The sequence below is a fragment of the Campylobacter coli genome, from assembly GCF_009730395.1.
In the GTDB taxonomy this organism is placed as follows: domain Bacteria; phylum Campylobacterota; class Campylobacteria; order Campylobacterales; family Campylobacteraceae; genus Campylobacter_D; species Campylobacter_D coli.
In genome coordinates, this window is the sequence record NZ_CP046317.1 from 1,514,570 (window position 1) to 1,533,680 (window position 19,111).

21 protein-coding genes are annotated in these 19,111 nt (G+C 31.2%); 12 read left to right on the forward strand and 9 right to left on the reverse strand.

Going from position 1 to position 19,111, the window contains the following annotated elements; translation table 11 throughout:
- Window positions 1–92: 92 nt before the first annotated feature.
- Genes FOC43_RS07705 through cydB form a run of 3 tightly spaced genes read left to right on the forward strand, consistent with a single transcriptional unit; the run spans window position 93 to window position 3,009 of the window.
- Window positions 93–323: a DUF4492 domain-containing protein gene (locus tag FOC43_RS07705; protein ID WP_002778778.1), complete on the forward strand. Its 231-nt coding sequence runs from the start codon at window positions 93–95 to the stop codon at window positions 321–323.
- Window positions 323–1,885, forward strand: a complete 1,563-nt coding sequence (locus tag FOC43_RS07710) for a cytochrome ubiquinol oxidase subunit I (protein ID WP_002778780.1) — start codon at window positions 323–325, stop codon at window positions 1,883–1,885. Before FOC43_RS07705 ends, FOC43_RS07710 begins: the two co-directional genes overlap by 1 nt.
- A complete protein-coding gene (gene cydB, locus FOC43_RS07715; protein ID WP_002778781.1) occupies window positions 1,885–3,009 on the forward strand; it encodes a cytochrome d ubiquinol oxidase subunit II in 1,125 nt (374 codons plus the stop codon). The genes FOC43_RS07710 and cydB overlap by 1 nt, the downstream gene beginning before the upstream one ends.
- 199 nt (window positions 3,010–3,208) lie before the next feature.
- On the opposite strand, the gene FOC43_RS07720 is transcribed toward cydB, so the two are convergent.
- The gene (locus tag FOC43_RS07720) at window positions 3,209–3,832 is read right to left on the reverse strand and encodes a Crp/Fnr family transcriptional regulator (RefSeq protein WP_002778783.1); all 624 of its coding nucleotides are present in this window, start codon (window positions 3,830–3,832) and stop codon (window positions 3,209–3,211) included.
- A gap of 130 nt (window positions 3,833–3,962) precedes the next feature.
- Here FOC43_RS07720 and FOC43_RS07725 point away from each other — a divergent pair, with 130 nt between their 5' ends.
- Window positions 3,963–4,163, forward strand: coding sequence for a YgaP family membrane protein (locus tag FOC43_RS07725; protein ID WP_002778784.1), 201 nt, complete (start codon window positions 3,963–3,965; stop codon window positions 4,161–4,163).
- Here the strand turns inward: FOC43_RS07725 and FOC43_RS07730 are convergent.
- Window positions 4,160–4,852, reverse strand: coding sequence for an aspartate/glutamate racemase family protein (locus FOC43_RS07730; protein ID WP_002781345.1), 693 nt, complete (start codon window positions 4,850–4,852; stop codon window positions 4,160–4,162). The two genes, FOC43_RS07725 and FOC43_RS07730, sit on opposite strands and share 4 nt — an antisense overlap.
- 133 nt (window positions 4,853–4,985) lie before the next feature.
- Entirely contained in the window at window positions 4,986–5,681 is a 696-nt protein-coding gene (gene ung / locus FOC43_RS07735; protein WP_002778786.1) for a uracil-DNA glycosylase, read from the reverse strand.
- A gap of 263 nt (window positions 5,682–5,944) precedes the next feature.
- On the opposite strand from ung, the gene aspA reads away from it, so the two are divergent.
- The 8 genes from aspA (at window position 5,945) to obgE (ending at window position 13,657) form a co-directional block, all read left to right on the forward strand.
- Window positions 5,945–7,351 carry an aspartate ammonia-lyase gene (gene aspA / locus FOC43_RS07740; RefSeq protein WP_002778788.1) on the forward strand — a complete coding sequence of 469 codons (1,407 nt, stop codon included), beginning with the start codon at window positions 5,945–5,947 and terminating at the stop codon, window positions 7,349–7,351.
- A gap of 16 nt (window positions 7,352–7,367) precedes the next feature.
- Window positions 7,368–8,705: an anaerobic C4-dicarboxylate transporter gene (locus FOC43_RS07745; RefSeq protein ID WP_004284551.1), complete on the forward strand. Its 1,338-nt coding sequence runs from the start codon at window positions 7,368–7,370 to the stop codon at window positions 8,703–8,705.
- A gap of 69 nt (window positions 8,706–8,774) precedes the next feature.
- Window positions 8,775–10,127 carry a hypothetical protein gene (locus tag FOC43_RS07750; RefSeq protein WP_002792566.1) on the forward strand — a complete coding sequence of 451 codons (1,353 nt, stop codon included), beginning with the start codon at window positions 8,775–8,777 and terminating at the stop codon, window positions 10,125–10,127.
- 30 nt (window positions 10,128–10,157) lie between these two features.
- Window positions 10,158–10,781 (forward strand): penicillin-binding protein activator LpoB, encoded by a 624-nt coding sequence (gene lpoB / locus FOC43_RS07755; protein ID WP_002778802.1) that lies wholly within the window; start codon window positions 10,158–10,160, stop codon window positions 10,779–10,781.
- Complete coding sequence (locus FOC43_RS07760; protein ID WP_002786390.1) at window positions 10,781–11,767, forward strand: hypothetical protein; 987 nt, start codon at window positions 10,781–10,783, stop codon at window positions 11,765–11,767. Before lpoB ends, FOC43_RS07760 begins: the two co-directional genes overlap by 1 nt.
- A gap of 156 nt (window positions 11,768–11,923) precedes the next feature.
- Window positions 11,924–12,232 (forward strand): 50S ribosomal protein L21, encoded by a 309-nt coding sequence (gene rplU / locus FOC43_RS07765; protein ID WP_031263676.1) that lies wholly within the window; start codon window positions 11,924–11,926, stop codon window positions 12,230–12,232.
- Between the two features lie 10 nt (window positions 12,233–12,242).
- The gene (gene rpmA / locus FOC43_RS07770; RefSeq protein ID WP_002778821.1) at window positions 12,243–12,497 is read left to right on the forward strand and encodes a 50S ribosomal protein L27; all 255 of its coding nucleotides are present in this window, start codon (window positions 12,243–12,245) and stop codon (window positions 12,495–12,497) included.
- A 104-nt stretch (window positions 12,498–12,601) separates the two neighbouring features.
- The gene (gene obgE, locus FOC43_RS07775) at window positions 12,602–13,657 is read left to right on the forward strand and encodes a GTPase ObgE (RefSeq protein WP_002778822.1); all 1,056 of its coding nucleotides are present in this window, start codon (window positions 12,602–12,604) and stop codon (window positions 13,655–13,657) included.
- Between the two features lie 43 nt (window positions 13,658–13,700).
- Here obgE and FOC43_RS07780 read toward each other — a convergent pair whose 3' ends face one another.
- Genes FOC43_RS07780 through FOC43_RS07805 form a run of 6 tightly spaced genes read right to left on the reverse strand, consistent with a single transcriptional unit; the run spans window position 13,701 to window position 19,093 of the window.
- Complete coding sequence (locus FOC43_RS07780; RefSeq protein ID WP_002778823.1) at window positions 13,701–14,204, reverse strand: TlpA family protein disulfide reductase; 504 nt, start codon at window positions 14,202–14,204, stop codon at window positions 13,701–13,703.
- Window positions 14,165–14,653: a TlpA family protein disulfide reductase gene (locus FOC43_RS07785; protein ID WP_002811135.1), complete on the reverse strand. Its 489-nt coding sequence runs from the start codon at window positions 14,651–14,653 to the stop codon at window positions 14,165–14,167. The genes FOC43_RS07780 and FOC43_RS07785 overlap by 40 nt, the downstream gene beginning before the upstream one ends.
- Window positions 14,650–15,297, reverse strand: coding sequence for an ABC transporter ATP-binding protein (locus FOC43_RS07790; RefSeq protein ID WP_002790587.1), 648 nt, complete (start codon window positions 15,295–15,297; stop codon window positions 14,650–14,652). The genes FOC43_RS07785 and FOC43_RS07790 overlap by 4 nt, the downstream gene beginning before the upstream one ends.
- Window positions 15,297–16,415, reverse strand: coding sequence for an ABC transporter permease (locus FOC43_RS07795; RefSeq protein WP_002778827.1), 1,119 nt, complete (start codon window positions 16,413–16,415; stop codon window positions 15,297–15,299). The genes FOC43_RS07790 and FOC43_RS07795 overlap by 1 nt, the downstream gene beginning before the upstream one ends.
- Window positions 16,405–17,703, reverse strand: coding sequence for an ABC transporter permease (locus tag FOC43_RS07800; RefSeq protein ID WP_072212046.1), 1,299 nt, complete (start codon window positions 17,701–17,703; stop codon window positions 16,405–16,407). The genes FOC43_RS07795 and FOC43_RS07800 overlap by 11 nt, the downstream gene beginning before the upstream one ends.
- The gene (locus tag FOC43_RS07805; protein ID WP_002781331.1) at window positions 17,690–19,093 is read right to left on the reverse strand and encodes a Fe-S-containing protein; all 1,404 of its coding nucleotides are present in this window, start codon (window positions 19,091–19,093) and stop codon (window positions 17,690–17,692) included. The genes FOC43_RS07800 and FOC43_RS07805 overlap by 14 nt, the downstream gene beginning before the upstream one ends.
- Between the last annotated feature and the right edge of the window lie 18 nt (window positions 19,094–19,111).

The following is a 19,111-nucleotide window of genomic DNA, read 5'->3' on the forward strand; positions in this document are numbered from 1 at the left end:
CAAGTTTTAAGGATTTAATAACATAAATTTCATTATAATTTCAAGCTTTTTTCCAATTTAAATTTTTCATTATTTTTATAAGGTTTAATTTAATGTATCTAAAATGTTTTTATTTCTTTTTTGTGCGAATTTTTAACTTTTATAAAGAAGGGTTTAAAAACCTTACCCTTGGAAAAACTTTATGGAAAATTATTTTTATAAAACTTTTTATAATGCTTATTGTGCTTAAACTTTTTGTTTTTGACGTAAATTTCAATTCTATTTTTAAAAATGATAATGAAAAAAGTAATTTTGTCATAGAAAATCTTATTAAGGAGAAATAATGAACGAACTTAGCAGTGTGGATTGGTCAAGAGCGCAGTTTGCATTAACCGCGCTTTATCATTTTTTATTTGTGCCTTTGACTTTGGGCTTATCTTTTATCATTGCTATTATGGAAACCATTTATGTAAAAACAGGCAATGAAAGATGGAAAAAAATCACTAAATTCTGGCTTTCTTTATTTGCTATCAATTTTGCTATCGGCGTAGCTACGGGCATTATTATGGAGTTTGAATTTGGAACCAACTGGGCAAATTATAGCTGGTTTGTGGGTGATATTTTTGGTGCTCCTTTGGCAGTTGAAGGTATAATGGCTTTTTTCTTAGAGGCTACTTTTTTTGCTGTTATGTTTTTTGGCTGGGATAAAGTTTCTAAGAAATTCCATCTTATTTCAACTTGGTGTGTGGCTATAGGCAGTAATTTATCAGCATTTTGGATTTTGGTTGCAAATGGCTGGATGCAATACCCTGTGGGAATGCAATTTAATCCCGATACAGCAAGAAATGAAATGCAAAGCTTTTTTGAAGTTGCACTTTCTCCTGTAGCGATCTCTAAATTTTTACATACCATAGGCAGTGGTTATGTGATTTCTGCTTTATTTGTGATGGGAATTTCGGCTTGGTTTATATTAAAAGGGCGTCATATTATCGAAGCTAAGAAAAGTTTAGTTGTGGGTGCTAGTTTTGGGCTTGTTTGTTCGGTTTTCTTATTTTTTAGCGGAGATGAGAGTGCTTATCGTGTTACCCAAACGCAACCTATGAAACTTGCGGCTATGGAAGGGGTTTATCAAGGTGAGCACCGTGCAGGACTTGTTCCTTTTGGAATTTTAAATCCTAAAAAAACTATAGATAATAACGAAAGTGTGTTTTTATTTGATATTACTATACCTTATGCTTTATCTATATTAGGAAATCGTGATCCTAATTCTTTTGTGCCAGGCATTGAGGATTTAATACACGGAAACGAAGATAGAGGCATAGAGCCTATGCAAGAACGCATCGATAAAGGAAAAATCGCTATACAGGCTTTAAAAGATTATAAATTAGCTAAAGATAATAACGATACAGCAGCCATGGCAACTCACAAAAGTATTTTAGAGGCAAATTTTAAAGATTTTGGTTATGGTTATTTAGAAAAACCAACAGATGCTATCCCACCTGTGGCTTTAACTTTTTATAGTTTTCATATCATGGTAGCTCTTGGAAGCTTATTTTTCTTACTTTTTATCGCAACGCTTTATCTTACTATGGCAAATGATATTGAGAAATTTAGAAAAATTCTTTGGCTTTGTTTATTGTGTATTCCTTTAGGATATATCGCAGCAGAGGCAGGATGGATAGTGGCTGAAGTAGGTAGGCAACCTTGGGCTATACAAGATTTAATGCCTGTTCATATAGCAGCAACCGAACTTGGCAAAGTCAATGTTCAAATTTCATTCTGGATTTTTGCGGTTTTATTTACTGCACTTTTGATTGCAGAGATTAAGATCATGCTTACTCAAATCAAAAAAGGTTTTGATGCGTATGCTGGACATAGTACTCTTATGGGTAAAGGAGAAAAATAATGTTTTTCGGTTTAGAACTTGAGGGGTTACAAATTTATTGGTGGGTGATTTTAAGTTTATTAGGCGGACTTTTGGTTTTTATGTTTTTTGTTCAAGGGGGTCAAACTTTAATTGATGAATTAAGTTCTGACGAACTTGAAAAAACAATGCTTGTAAACTCACTAGGTCGTAAATGGGAGCTTGGTTTTACTACTCTTGTGCTTTTTGGCGGTGCTGCTTTTGCTGCTTTTCCGCTTTTTTATAGTACAAGTTTTGGCGGAGCTTATTGGGCTTGGCTTTGTATTTTATTTTGTTTTATTTTACAGGCTGTGGCTTATGAGTATCGTAAAAAAGAAAATAATGTTTATGGCTCTAAAACCTATGAAGTTTTTCTTAAAATCAATGGTTATTTAGGAGTGTTTTTAATCGGGGTTGCAATAAGCAGTTTTTTTAGTGGATCGCATTTTGTATTAAATGAGCATAATTTTGTTTCTTGGCAAAATTCTTTACGCGGTTTGGAACTTTTGTTTAATCCTTTTAATTATCTTTTGGGTATTGCTTTGGTGTTTTTATCTAGAATTTTGGGTGCTGCTTATTTTATGAATAATATCAAAGATGAAAATATCAAAGCAAAAGCCGTTAGAAAACTGAGTATAAACAGTATTTTATTTTTGCCTTTTTTCTTAGGATTTCTTGCGTGGATTTTTATCAAAGAGGGTTTTGGAGTGGACGAAAAGGGCATTGTGAGTATGACTGAAAATGTATATTTATACAATTTTTTAGATAATATTCTTTTTGCTATTTTATTTATCGTTGGAGTTGTATTTGTGCTTTTGGGTATGGTACAAGGTTCAAAAGGATGTTCTAAAACGATTTTTACTTTAGGTTTTGGATCGGTTTTGGCTGTTTTTGCTTTATTTTTAAGCATAGGACTTGGATCAAGCGCTTTTTATCCTTCACTTAGTGATTTGCAAAGTTCTTTAACTATACGCAATGCGAGTTCGAGTTATTATACTCTTAGTGTAATGGCTTATGTATCTTTGCTTGTGCCTTTTGTTTTAGCTTATATTATTTATGTTTGGAATGCAATGGATAGAGTAAAAATCACTCGTGAAGAAATGAAAGACAGCGAACATTTATATTAATCAAGGAGAAAAAATGCTACACGCTTTGTTTTTATTGGTTTGGCCTTTGGTGATTTATGTAAGCTATAAATTTATCATGCTTAATATCAATCAATTAGAAAAAGACAATAAGCTATAAAGTTCTTAAAGATTTAACCGATTTAGGATTAAATCTTTTCAAAATATTGCAATTTTGCCCATATTTATATGGGCATTTTTATCATAAATCTTTCAAAAGTGTAATCTCTTTACGATTTTGCTGAATAAAACCTTCCTTTTGCATTGTTTTTAAAATTCGTGAAATAACTTCTCTAGTACTGCCTAAATGTAAGGCTATTTCTTCATGTGTAAAAGTGATTTTTCCTTCTTTTGCGTTTTCTTTAAGAAACATTTTAACCCTATGATGAAGAGGGGTGAAAAGAGCTTGCTCTAAAATATTAATCAAAGAATTAAAGCGTTTGGCAATAAGATTAAGAGTATAGTTTGCTATTAAAGGATATTTATCTTTTAGTTGAGAATATATTTTTACAGGAACAATTAAAATTTGAGTATCTTCAAAGCTTTCTAGGGTGAGATTGTAAGATATAGTTTCAAAGATACAATGAGAACAAATGACACATTCTTCATTTTGTTTCAGTTTAAAAACGGTGATTTCTTTGGCGTTTTGACCTAAAATAAATGCACGAAATCCTCCTTTTAAAACTATCACAAATCCTAAACAATCATCTAAAATTGTATTTTTGTCAAATTCTTTAAAGTATGATTTTTCCACCATAGCTTCAAAGTCTTTGTTTTCAAGATTATAGTTTTTAAAATATTCTTTTAAAATTTTTTCCTTATCCAAGATAGACTACCTTTGTGAATTTAATTTTTATTGTATCTTTTTTAGATTAATTATTTTTTAGTGACTTTTATCACTGACAAGAAAATTTTTTTTGTTTATACTTTGATTAAATTATACAAAAGGAGAAGAAATGGGTAAACTAGAAAGAATAATAAGAATAATCCTAGCATTGGTTATCTTTAGTGTAGGGGTTTATTATGCGTCTTGGTGGGCTTTGATAGGATTTATTCCTTTGCTTACAGGTATTTTTGGTGTGTGCCCTATAAGGGTTTGGACAGGAAAGCAAGCTTGTCCTTTGGGAGTTTGTCCTATCTCTAAAAAGAAAGATTAATCTTTTAAAGCTAAATTTACAGCATCAAGGGCGTGAATTAAGGCTGTATCGAAAATTGGGATATTTGTATCTTCTTGGGAAATCAACAATCCAATTTCTGTGCAGCCTAAAACTATACCTTGAGCACCTTCGTCCTTTAGTTTTTGGATGATTTTTAAGTATTTTTCTTTAGAATTTTCTTTCATTTGTCCTTTGCAAAGTTCATTAAAGATGATGTCGCTTAGTTCTTGCATATCGCTTTGATTTGGGGTGATTGTATTTATATTTTCTTTTTTTAATGCATTTTTATAAAAATCTTCCATCATAGTATATTGGGTGCCTAGTAAGCCTATGGTGTGTATGTTTTGTTGCTTTAGAATTTTGGCTGTGCTTTGAGCAATATGAATGAGAGGAATTTTTATATTTTTTTGAATTTGATCAAAAATTTTATGCATGGTGTTGGTGGCAATAAGTATAAAATCAGCTCCACCAAGTTCTAATTTTTTAGCACATTCTCCTAAAATTTGCGCAGCTTTTTCCCACTCGCCATTTTTTTGCAAATTTGCTATTTCTTCAAAATTGACACTATAGAGTAAAATTTTTGCAGAATTTAAATTGCCTAGTTGATTATTAATGGTTTCGTTTATAGTTTTATAGTAGGTTATGGTACTTTCAAAACTCATTCCACCTATAATGCCTATCGTTTTCACTTCTATCTCCTTAAAATTTTTATATATTTTAACGATAAATTATAAAAATCTATATTAATTATTTTATTTTTGAATAAAATATGAAATCGGGCTTAGTATTTTTAAATTATTAAAAAACATTTATATAATTTTTCTAAGTCAATTGCCAATTTATAGGTTTTTTTCCTAAATTTTTTAAAATTTCATTAGCTTTTGAAAAATGTTTACAACCTAAAAAGCCTGTTCTAGCTAGTGGACTAGGATGTGCTGCTTCTAAAATAAAATGTTTTTTTGTATCGATTAAAGCTTTTTTGGATTTTGCATAATTTCCCCAAAGTATAAAAATAAGTCCTGATTTTTCAAGACTTAACTTTGAAATCACCGCATCACTAAATTCTTGCCAACCCCACGAGCTATGACTTGCAGGCTTTCCCGCTTCAACGCTAAGAATGGAATTTAAAAGTAAAACTCCTTGTTTTGCCCAAGAACTTAAATCCCCGCTTTTAGAAGGTTCTATATTAAGATCTGCTTTTAATTCTTTATAAATATTTAAAAGACTAGGAGGAATTTTAACCCCACAAGGCACAGAAAAACTAAGCCCCATAGCTTGATTGGGTTGATGGTAAGGATCTTGTCCTAAAAGTACAATTTTAAGCTCACTCAAAGGAGTAAGATTAAAAGCATTAAAGGTTAAATTTGAAGGAGGATAGATAATGGCTTTATTGTTTAAAGCTTGTATATAGCGTTTTTTGATTTCTAAAAAATAGCTTTTGCTAAATTCTTCTTTTAAAAACTCTTTCCAATCATTATTTATTTTGATATCTTCAATGTTTATAGTAATTTCTTTCATAAAAACTTCCAAAAATAAATTAAAGGTATATTTTATCAAACAAGCCAAGAAAAATATATTAATTTTTACTGAAATAAATAAAATTAATTAATAAATAAAAATTAAATATAAAAAGAGTTAAATTATCCTAAAAATCTATTTTATAGTATTTCTAAAGAATAAATATTGTTAACCAATTATTAACTAAAATTACAATATGATTATACTGATATGAGTACAAGTAATAAAGCTTGTATGAAAAATTAAATTAAGAAAGGTTTCAAATGGGAACAAGAAAAGAGCACGATTTTATCGGGGAATTAGAAATTTCTGATGAGGTTTATTATGGAGTGCAAACCTTTAGAGCGGTGGAAAATTTCAATATTTCACACGAGAGGCTAAAGGATTTCCCACGCTTTGTAAGAGCTTTAGCAAGGGTTAAAAAAGCAGCTGCTATGGCAAATTATGAATTAGGTCTTTTAGATAAAGATATCCAAGATGCTATTATTAAAGCTTGCGATAAAATTTTAGAGGGCGGATATTACGATCAATTTGTAGTTGATATGATACAAGGTGGAGCTGGAACAAGTACAAATATGAATGCCAATGAAGTGATAGCCAATATAGCACTTGAGCTTATGGGTCATAAAAAAGGTGAATACCAATATCTTCATCCAAATGATCATGTGAATTTAAGTCAAAGTACAAATGATGCTTATCCTACTGCTTTGCATCTTGCTTTGCATGATTATCTAAGTGATTTAGCAAAAGCTATGGAACATCTTAAAAAAGCTTATGAGAGAAAAGCAGAAGAATTTAAAGATGTATTAAAAATGGGTAGAACCCAACTTCAAGATGCAGTACCTATGACTTTGGGTCGTGAGTTTAAAACTTTTGCAGTAATGATGGGTGAAGATATACAAAGAGTTTTAGAAGCTAGAAAACTGATTTTAGAAATCAATTTAGGCGGAACAGCTATAGGAACAGGTATTAATTCTCATCCTAATTATCCAAAAGTAGTAGAAAGAAAAATAAGAGAAGTAACCGGCTTTGAATACACTGTGGCAGAAGATCTTATCGAAGCAACTCAAGATACAGGAGCTTATGTCCAAATTTCAGGTGTTTTAAAACGCGTTGCAACAAAACTTTCTAAAGTATGTAATGACTTAAGACTTCTAAGCAGTGGTCCAAAATGCGGTCTTAATGAAATCAATTTGCCAAAAATGCAACCAGGTAGTTCTATCATGCCAGGTAAAGTAAATCCTGTTATCCCTGAAGTGGTAAATCAAGTTTGTTACGCTGTAATTGGAGCGGATGTAACCGTTACTTTTGCAAGCGAGGGCGGACAATTGCAGCTTAATGTTTTTGAACCTGTAATTGCTTATAGTTTATTTAATTCTATTGTTATGCTTGAAAAAGCAATGCATACTTTAGCAGATAAATGTATAGATGGTATTAGTGCTAATGAAAAAATTTGTTCTGATTTTGTTTATAACTCAGTAGGGATCGTAACTGCTTTAAATCCTTATATAGGTTATGAAAATTCAGCCAGTATTGCTAAAGAGGCTATGAGTACAGGTAAGAGAGTAGCTGATATCGCACTTGAAAGAGGACTTTTAAGCAAGGAGCAAATTGATGAAATTTTAACTCCTGCAAATATGTTAAATCCACATATGGAAGCTAAAAAATAGCATTTTAGGATTTAATATGGATATAATGATAATTTTGCAAGTAATCGTTCTTCTTGGGGCGATTTTTATTGGTATTCGTCTAGGTGGTATTGCTATAGGCTATGCAGGAGGACTTGGTGTTGTTGTTTTAGGACTTGTTTTGGGAATGAAACCAGGAAATATTCCTTGGGATGTAATTTTAATCATAGCTGCAGCTATTGCAGCTATTTCTGCGATGCAACAAGCTGGTGGGCTTGATTATATGGTTAGGGTTACAGAAAAAATTTTAAGATCCAAGCCTAAATTTATTAATTATCTTGCTCCAGCTTGCGGATGGTTGCTTACTATCTTAGCAGGAACAGGAAATGCAGTATTTTCTTTAATGCCTGTTGTAGTTGATGTTGCAAAATCTCAAAATATAAAACCTAGTGTTCCACTTTCATTAATGGTTGTTTCTTCGCAAATTGGAATCACTGCTTCTCCTGTGAGTGCAGCTGTGGTTTATATGAGCGGGGTTTTAGAACCACTAGGATGGAATTATCCAACTTTAATTGGAATTTGGATCAGTACAACTTTTATAGCTTGTATGCTTACAGCTTTTATAGTGAGTTTAATCACTCCTATGGATTTAAGCAAAGATAGCGTTTATCAAGAACGCTTAAAAGCAGGACTTGTTAAAGATGCAGGAGCTATTTTACATGGTGAAGATAAACCAGGTGCTAAACTTTCAGTAGGAATTTTTTTGATCACTGTTTTGGCAGTTGTACTTTATGCAACCGCAATTTCAAGCAATATTAAATGGATTGATCCTGTTGTGGTTCCAAGAGATGCAGCTATTATGAGCTTTTTACTTACTGCAGCAACTTTGATCACTTGGCTTTGTAAAGTTGAACCAGGTAAAATTCTTGATACCAGTGTATTTAAAAGTGGTATGACTGCTTGTGTTTGCGTTTTTGGTGTAGCATGGCTTGGAAATACTTTTGTTGCTGGACACGAAGCTTCTATTAAAGAAGTAGCAGGCGACTGGGTTAAACAAACCCCTGCTATGTTAGCAGTTGCATTTTTCTTTGCAAGCATGCTTTTATATTCTCAAGCAGCAACTGCAAAGGCTATTGTGCCTGTAATCGTTACTGCTTTAGGAATTAGCGCAACAAATCCACAGGATTCTTATATGCTTGTAGCTTGTTTTGCAGCAGTTTCGGCACTTTTTGTGCTTCCAACTTATCCAACCTTACTTGGTGCTGTGCAAATGGATGATACAGGAACGACTAGAATTGGTAAATTTATATTTAATCACTCTTTCTTTGTACCAGGAGTTTTAGCTATTGCAATTGCTGTAGCTTTAGGCTTTGTAATCGCTCCTATGTTAATGTAATAGCCCTTTTTTGGGCTATTATCAATTTTATGATATATTAAAATTATAATTTTTATTTTTGGAATTATAATGAAATATAAAACAATTGTTTTTTCTATTTTAGCGATAATTTTTTCAGCATGCTCTACTCATCAAGAACAAAATGTATTCTATCAACAAAATTTATTCTCTCAAACTTGCAATAAGCAATTTTTTCAAGAGCAACAAGAAAAGATCAGTCAAAATAAAGATGTGATTTTTACAGGTTTAAATACAGGTTATATCGCAAGAGATTGTAAGGATTTTAACTTAAGTAATTCTATTTTTGATAAGGTTGAAGATTCTTATAAATACGATGTGGATTTGCAAAGTTTATCCAAGAAAAGCACAAGAGCACTTGCATCTACTTTGATAAATGAGGGTGTAAATGATTATCAAGGTGCTTGGTATGAAAGAACCATGCTTAATGTTTATAAGGGTTTAAATTTTATGAGTTTGGGAGATTTTGTTAATGCTAGGGTGGAATTTAACCGCGCATTGATGAGACAAGAAAAGGCAAAAGAGTATTTTGCTTCCGAAATTAAAAAAGCATATCAAGAGGCTAGCAAGGAAGAAAAATTAAGGCAAAATATCGATAATAATATAAAAATTGTTTCAAAACAATATGAAAATCTTTTTAAAGACTTTAATGCACAAAAAGATTATACCAATCCTTATGTAACTTATATTTCATCTATATTTTTCTTTATGGATTATGATTATAAAAAAGCAGCGGATTTACTTAAAGAAGTTTATGTGCTGAATTTAAATAAAGAAATAGAAAAAGAATTTAAGATTTTTGATCAATATTCAAGCAGTTTAAATCCAAAAAAATTAAAAAAATATATTTTTATAATATATGAAAATGGATTAAGTCCTGCTTTGGATGAATTTAATCTAACCTTGCCATTTATCTTTGATGATTATATTACGACTGCTAGTGTTGCTTTACCTATTTTAAAAAAGCGTAATGCTTCTTATGAAAATTTAAATATTGCAAACAATCATCAGAAATTTACAACTTCTAATGCTTTTGATTTTGATCAAATTGTTGCGAGTGAATTTAAAGCCAATTTGACTTCAATCATCATCAAATCTTTAATCTCAAGCACTTTAAAAACAAGTTTAAATATGGCTGTGGCTAAAAATGATGAGAGTGGAATTTTAAGTCTTGCTACAAATATTTTTAGCATTGCAACCACAAGAAGTGATTTAAGATTTTGGAATTTTTTACCTAAAAATATACAAATTATGATGATTGAAAATGATGGATCGGTACAAATTTATGATGATAAAAATCAAAAAATTTATTCTAGTGAAGTGGATATTGATAAAAATGTATTGATTGTAGTGCGTTCTTTTGCTTCTCAATTTCCCGCTAGGGTTTACAAAATTGAAAACTAAAAGAGTATAATTACAAAAAAAGGAGAAATAATGAAAAAAAATATTTTTATAATCTTTAGCGCATTTTTCGCAGTATTTTTTGCAGCTTGTGGAGCGCCTGTTTATACTGATGGTTATGCAAGTCAAAAAAAACAAGGTGATGCTTTAACCTTAGGACTTGATAGGGAAGATTTTGAAAAAACTGCTCAAATTATGATAGATAGTATGTTAAGCGATCCTGCTTTTGCCAATATTCAACCAGGTCAAAGAAAGGTTATTGCTATAGGTAAAATTATCAATGATACTCCCCAACGCATTGATACAGATAAGCTCATTAGTAAGATCACTATAGCGCTTAGAAAATCAGGTAAATTTGTCCTAACAACAGCTGTTGCAGCGGGTGGAGCTAGGGATGAAATGAGTGAAGCAGTAAGAGAATTAAGAGATAATGATGAATTTAATCAAAACACCATTTCTAGCAAAGGAACTTTGGTTGCACCTGATTTTTCAATCAGCGGAAAGATCCGCCAAGACAATGTCAAGCTTAAGAATGGCGATATACAAGCAGAGTATTTCTTTTATCTAAGCGTTACGGATTTAAATTCAGGACTTGCTTATTGGGAAGATGAAAGAACGATTGATAAAACAGGCTCAAGTAAATCGGTAACTTGGTAATGAAAAAAATCTTTTTATTTTTAACCATCTTGAGTTTTATGTGGGCGCAAGATGATGTTATTATTTATGATTATGTTCCGCTAGAGGATGTTAATTTAAGTTCTTTAGATCCTGTTCAGAGTCTTAAAACCTTGCCACACCAAAGAAATAAATTTCAAAAAGTGGTGCAAGGTAATGGAACAGGAGAAAGCAAGGAAGAAGCTTTAAATAATGCTTTAATAGACGCTTTATCACAATTTAAAGGAGTTTCTAATGTCAATTTAAGACAAGAGCTTCAAAGTATTGATTTAAGCTTCTCTCATTTAGGACAAATTTCACAAAAATCTAAAAGTGTCCTTCAAAATGTAAGTAAGGGTTATATCGATACTTATAAAGTAGATAAAATTGATCAAAACGGAACGCTTTGGCAAGTTGAAATTTCAGCTTTTAAATCTTTGTATCAAAACGATAATAAACCTAAATTAGTAATTTTAAACGATAAAAACAAAGAAGAATCATATTTAAAAAGAGCTTTGTATGATGCTTTTTCACAGGATGAGAATTTTACTCTTTTGGAAAGAGAGCATGATTTTAAAGATGAAAATAAAATTATAAAAAGCGAAGATGGTTCTAGCGAAGAAAGCTATAAATTAGGCAATGTTTTGGGTGCTGATTATATTTTAGAATTTGAGATTTTAGATATTACTCAAGCAAAACAAAGTAAGATAAGCTATCAAAATAATACAAAAGTAAGTATAAATATAGCCTATAAGCTTATATTTTATCCTACAAGAGAGCTTGTTTTTTCTAAAACCTTCAATACAACTTTTACTTTATCTGGCGACAGCAAAAAAGAGCAAAAAAATTGGGAAAACATTGCGTTATTTATGCAAAGAGAAATGGAAAAATCATTATTTTTTGATACTTTAGAAGAAGATAACAAACAAGAAGGGAAAGAAAATACTTATAAACTTCATGAAAATGGCGGGGTCAATCTTGGCTTTTAAATTGCTTTAGGGTTTATTTTAAACTCTAAAGTCTTTCTTAAATTCATCAAATATTAAAGAAAATTTTTGTAAAATTAAAACTTTTCTAGCCATTAAAGCTTTTAAATCCGAATTTCGGTGCTTTGTGGTACTTACCAAATTATTAAGGAAAAAGCAATGTATGCTATTATTAAACACAGCGGAAAGCAGTATAAAGTTAGCGTTGGCGATGAGTTAAAGCTAGATCACTTTGAAGCTGAAAGCAAAGCAAGTATTGAAGTAGGTGAAGTTCTTGCTATCAATGATAAAGAATTAAAGGTAGGTGCGCCTTTCGTAGCAGGTGCAAAAGTTGTTTTGGAAGTGATTAATCACGGAAAAGATAAAAAAGTTGTGATTTATAAAAAAAGACGCAGAAAAGATTCTAAACTTAAACGCGGTTTTAGAAGACAATTCACTCGCGTTGTAGTAAAAGATATTAAAGCTTAAGGAGTAAAGAATGGCACACAAGAAAGGTCAGGGTTCAACTCAAAATAACCGCGATTCTATAGGTCGTCGCTTAGGTGTTAAAAAATTTGGTGGTGAATTTGTTAGAGCAGGAAATATCATTATTCGCCAAAGAGGAACTGCAACTCATGCAGGAAATAATGTAGGCATAGGAAAAGATCACACTATCTTTGCTTTAATTGATGGTTTTGTGAAATTTGAAAGAAAAGACAAAGACAGAAAAAAAGTTTCTGTATATCCTGCATAAGTTTTTAGGGCGTTTTTACGCCTTAGAAACTTTAAATTTATAAATTTAACTTCTATAATTTATTCTAATTTAGCTTTATAAATTTAAAATCAAAGGCAATTATAATGTTTATTGATAGTGTTAAGATTACTTTAGCTTCGGGCGATGGTGGCAAAGGCGCGGTGAGTTTTCGTCGTGAAAAGCATGTTCCTCTTGGCGGGCCTGATGGTGGCGATGGAGGAAATGGCGGGGATATCATCTTCGTTTGCGATAATAATACACATACACTTGTAAATTTTAAAGGTAAAAGAGAGCTTCGCGCGCAAAATGGCGCAGGTGGAATGGGACGCAACAAAAATGGAAAAAAGGGTGAAAATTTAGAACTTATTGTCCCTGAGGGAACGCAAGTTATTGATGCGCAGACTAATGAAGTTTTATTAGATCTTACAAAAGAGGGGCAAAGAGAACTTTTTCTAAAAGGTGGCAAAGGAGGGCTTGGAAATACGCATTTTAAACATGCAACCAATCAGCGCCCTGATTATGCACAGCCAGGCATTAAAGGCGAAAGTCGTTTAGTAAGACTTGAGCTTAAGCTTATCGCCGATGTAGGACTTGTAGGCTTTCCAAATGTGGGAAAATCCACCCTTATAAGTGTAGTTTCAAATGCAAAGCCTGAAATCGCAAATTATGAATTTACCACGCTCACACCAAAACTAGGGCTTGTAGATGTGGATGAGTATAATTCTTTTGTGATGGCTGATATTCCAGGGATTATCGAAGGTGCAAGTGGGGGCAAAGGCTTAGGGCTTGCATTTTTAAAACATATAGAAAGGACTAGCTTTTTACTTTTTGTACTAGATCCTATGAGAGAAATGCCTTTAAAAGAGCAATTTATAGTGTTAAGAAAAGAGCTTGAGAAATTTTCAAATGAGCTTTTTGGACGTGAGTTTGGCATAATGATTTCAAAAAGTGATAGTGTGAATTTGGGTGAAGATTTTGCCGAGCAGATCGCCCAAAATATAGCGAATTTAGAAGAATATTTAAAAAGTATTGATAATCCACAAAGCTTTTTAATCAAAGTATCAAGCCTTGAAAAAACTGGACTTAAAGAGCTTAAATTTATGCTTTTAGAAGAGATTAAAAAATTAAGAGAAAAGCGTGAAAAAAAGGTGATAAAATAATCACCTCGAGATATTTTAATTATAATCTTGATTTATAGCAAAATTAAATTTTTAACTTTTTAATCTCATTTTCAAGCACACCATAAGGCGTTAAGCCTATGAATTTTTCATCTATCTTGCCTTCTTTAAAAAAGCTAAGTACAGGTACTCCGTATATTTCTCCAACTGCACCTGAGAGATATTTGGCTGCTTTTTTTTCATAAAATAAAGCCAGATGCGACAAACCCTTTTCATCTGCCCAAGCTTTAGCATCCTTTGCATCTTTAGCATCGCCTAGTACTATAAAAATATTAAAATCATAATTTTTAGCTAAATCTTGCAAAATAGGAATTTGCTCTTTACAAACCCCACAATCTTTAGTAAAAAATACTAATGCAAAATTTTGTGTTTGATCGTCTAATTTTAAACTTTTTTCAAAACCATTATAAGAGAAATTATAAATTTTATTGCTATTTAAAGCTTTAAAATTTTCTCCACTATCGCAAGCTATAAAAAATAAAGCTACAATTAAAGCAAAGAGATAAGTTTGGATTCGAAAGTTTGCCATGGTTTTTCTCCTAAAATTCTTTCTTTTATAATCCCATCTTTAAGTATGATGGTGGTTGGAGTTGCAAATACAGCGTAGCGATCATTGGTGATTTTAAGATCATCGGTTAAAACTTTGATATTTTTAAAATTTAATTGTTCGGCCAAAACCTGAACGACTTCAACTTTATCTACCGAATTTATAGCATAAACGCTGATTTTATTTGGGTGTTCTTGTATAAATTTATCCAAAGAAGGCAGCTCTTGCAAACAAGAAGGACATCCATTTTGAAAGAAAACTAAGACTTTTATATTGCTTTTATCATCAGCTAGTTTAACAGCCTTTCCTAAAGTATCTTTGGCTGAAATTTCAGCTCCTATTTGGCCAATTTTACCTTGGTCTTGATTTGTGTCAAAAGAGCAGGCATTGAGCAAAAAAAGACTTATGAAAAATAAAAATACTTTTTTCATTTTAAAATTCCATGTTGCAAGATAAGGGTGCGATCTGCAAATTTTGCTAATTCGGGATTGTGTGTGATCAAGACTATGGTTTTACCCTCATTTTTTAATTTTTGCAAGGTTTCAAGAACGATTTTTTCATTGGCTTCATCCAAATTCCCTGTAGGCTCGTCAGCAAGTAAAATTTCAGGATTGTTAATCAATGCTCTTGCTATACAAACTCTTTGTTGCTCTCCACCGCTTAGTTGGCTTGGTAAATGGCTAAGGCGATGTGAAAGCCCTACTTTTTCAAGTATAGCTTTTGCATCCTCTTCATCTACGCTAGAATGATAGTATTGCGAAAGCATAACATTTTCTAAGGCACTAAGATAAGGAATGAGATGAAATTGCTGAAAAATAAGCCCGATTTTTTCTCGGCGCAAAGTGATTTTTTGCTCTTCATTTATTTGTTCTAAATCTTCATTATCTAAAATGTATTTACCACTGCTTGGATCATCCATAAGAGATAATATATTTAAAAGCGTTGATTTTCCACTTCCAGAAGGACCCATGATGGCAAGCCATTCTCCTTTGTAAATATTTAAATTTATATTATCCAGTGCTTTTACTTTACCAAATTTTTTGCTTAAATTTTTAATTTGTATAAGTTCTTTCATTATTCACCTTTCAAATTTTCACAGACATTGATTTTTAATGCTTTTTTTATAGGAAAAAAGGCAGCTAAAAAAGCAAAAAACAAAGAAACAATTAAAGCCATAAATATAGCCTTAAATCTAAAATCTATACTTGCATTAAAAATCAAATATCCAAATATATTTGCTAAAAATATCCCACAAAAAGCTCCTATAATGCTAGCAAAAAGACTAATGATAAAATATTCACAAGCAAAAAGCTTGAAAATTTCACTTTTTTTAGCACCCAAGGCTAAACGCAAGGCAATTTCTTTTTTACGCGAAAATATAATCGAGCTTAGAGTGGTGTTTACACTTGTTGTGACTATGATTAAGACAACAAGTATGATTAAAAACATTAAAGCTTTTATTTTGTCTAAAACTAGGCCTTCGCTTAAAGATACTGATGAAATAGGTTTTGCATTAATGCTTTCATTGCTAATATTTTTTGTTTTTGTATTTATCTCATCAAAATTCCCATAAACAACCGCATTAGCATACTGAATTCCAAAGGTATCGCTTAAATTTTGTACTACGCTTAAAGGCGCTAAAACTATGCTGTCTAATTCATCATTACTTAAGAGTATGCCTTTTATCGTAAGCTTGGTAGTTTTGCCATTTTCTGGGTTGTAAATTTGAAGTTCATTGCCTACTTTAAGTCCTAGTTGTTTGGATAAATTAATACCCAAAAAAGCTGAATTTTCATCAAAATCACTTAGAGAAAAGCTCCCTTCTTTAACTTCTATAAAAGGCTTAGTTATCTTTAAGGCTCTAAAATCTGTACCCAAAACTACTCCACTAGTGCTACCCAAATTTAAAAATGTATACAAAAAAGGAGTTAAGGCTCTAGCTTTTAAATTCTTTTTTCCTTCTTCATAGTCTTGATTTAAGATAAGTTCTTTATCATTTTTAGGCTCGATGATAACATTTGCTCCATAAGCTTTTAATTCTTTAGAAAGCTTTGTATCAATATCAAAATAAATATTTAAAAAAGCCGAGCAAGTTAGTGCTCCTATAAAAACACTTAAGACAATAATAAAAAGTCTTTGATAAGAAAAAGCAATGCTTTTAAAAAGCTCATTTAAAAAAAACTTATCTACCATAAAGAACTCCTGCGGGAGAAAGATTTGCAATATTTTTTATAGGAAGCAAGCATCCAAGTATAGCTATCAAACCTGCAAATACAAGACTTAAAGGCAAGGCTATAAAAGCAATGTTTATAAAATATCCAAAAATTCCAAGGCTGATAAGCTCTGAAAGTCCTATGCCAAAAATAAATCCAAATACAGCAGAAACTAAAGCTATGATCAAATTTTCACCTGCAAAAAGTAAGTAAATTTGAAATGTATTTGCCCCCAGTACTTTTAAAAGCCCTATTTCTTTTTTTCTGCGGTGAATTTCAGAACTCATTAAACTTGATATAGCAATACTTGCAACAATAAGACAAATAATACAAGTAATAGCCATCAAAGACTGAATTTTTTTAACAACCAAACTTTGTGCATCGCTTATGGCATTGAGTGCTTTTGCATCCGCTCCTGGCAAGCCATCGCTAATTTGACTAGCAATTGATCCTACATAAGCTGAGCAATACCATTTATCGTATTCTATTTGATCGAGTTTTTCCTCGCCCATTCGGCGTACCTTTTCAGAAAGGGCTGATTCAGGTATGGTAAAAGCTCTTACTTCAGCACTTGCATATAAGCCTTTTTTTTCTAATAATTCTTGAGCTAAATTTAAAGGAGTGATGATTTTGTTTGACATTTTAGGATTGGCGTGGAGTAAAATTCCTACAATTTTTACTTCTTTTGAAATTTTATTCTCTCCTATGAGTTGTATCGTGTCATTGATTTTAAGATCGTTATTTTTAGCAAAATCTTCGCCTAGCATGATTTCATTGCTGTCATCTTTAGCCCATTTGCCTTGCACTTTCAAATAAGGATAAAGACTTTTAATACCTGTGATAAAATCATCATCATCTTTTATTTCAATCGCTTTTTGAAAATAAGTACCATAAAGGAGTATTTTTTTTGAGGAATTATTGCTTTTTATTTCTATCTTTCCTTCTAAAAAAGGAGCAAAGGCTGTGATATTGTTTCGCCAATAAATATCTTTTAGCATATATAAATTTTTTTCTTCTAAATAGTTTTTATTTTTTAAAGGTTCGTAAAGCTCATTGCCTATTTCTATGCTAAGGCTTGAGCCTTTAGGCAAAACCAGTATATTAGATCCATAACTTTTAAGTTGCTTAGTTACTTCATCGCCTATACTTAGAGTGATATTTAACATTGTACATAGCAAAAGCGTAGCCAAAAAACAAGTAAGAAAAGCTAGAAATTTTTGAATTTTATTTCTAAAGATAGAATGAGTTATCATTTTAACTAGCATTATTTCTCCTTTGGATTAAAAATAAAGCTTCTGTATCTTCTACATATTTCATAGGATCTTTCTTAAATTCCTCATAGTTTTTTTCATTTGAAAAATAATAAGTTATACCTTTATAGCTGTAAGAAAAAGGTGCTTGAGTGTTAATGATCTTATCTTTTGAAACAGGATCTTGCACTTGTATATCTTTAATTTGACTAAAATAATTAGATCCTGCTACAACATCTTTAACATCTATGGTGATTTTTTCACCATCATAATCGTATTTTAATGGGATAGGATTGCAACCCCCTGTTTTTCCTACACTCGGTAGAAAAATTCGCACATTGCACGAAATGCAAATTAATTCCCCTTCTTTTTTAATATAACCCATATCCCCACAAATAGCACAAGCATCAAAAACAGCCACAGGAGAATCCCTATCTTCTCTTTTATTGATGAGGAAAAACCTTATCACTTTGCCTTGCTCGCTTATATAAGCAAAACGATGAAGTTTGTTATCTCTTAAAAGCGCTACATCAAAGATAAATTTGCCATTTTTATCAGGTAAAAGTTCTGTAGGCTCGTCTATGCTTAAGGGTTTAGAACTTACCATAAAAAAGTATAAGATGATACAAAAACTCAAAATACAAGAGATAAAAACACTAGAAAAATAGCGATTTATGAGAGTATTTTTTGCTTCATTTTTGCGGTAAACAATATCTAAAATTTGCTTTTTTACAATATTTTTTTTGCGAATTTGCAAACTTAAAAATGCTAAAAAAATGATGAAAAATAAATAAACATAAATTCCAAAAACACCAAAATAATTACTTTTTCCAACAAAACTTACTAAAAAAGTATGAGTTTCTATGAAAGAATTTCGCATCAGTGTAAGCAATATATTTGCTAAAACCTTATCTCCTTCTATAAAAATAAGGATTAAAAAAAGTATAAAACTTGCTTTTTTGTTGATATTCTTTTGCCACTTTAAAAAGAAGAAAATTAAAATACAAATTAATAAAGCTAAAGCAATAAAACCTAAAGAAGAAATGGCTTCGCTATCGATTAAAACACCATTAAATATAGGAAAATCTTGAGTTAAATTATAATAATGCAAAGCTATGCAAAAACTCAAAATTCCTAGTAAAATAAAACTTAAAATTTCTATTTTTTGCCAAAAATAAAACACAAAACTCAAAAGCAAACAGGCTATAAAAATAAAATTGAAATTAAATATCAAATTCTCAGTTTTTAGAAATTGTGCTGCAATAAAAAAAGCAAAATATCCAAATAAAAAGCCTAAAAAAAGAGCTAAAAAGCTTTTAAAAATATATCTTTTATCGGGCGTAATAAAAGCCATTAAAATGCTTAAGGGCAAGATACTAGAAAGAAAATGCACAAAATATATACTCATAATTTACTCTTTAAACAT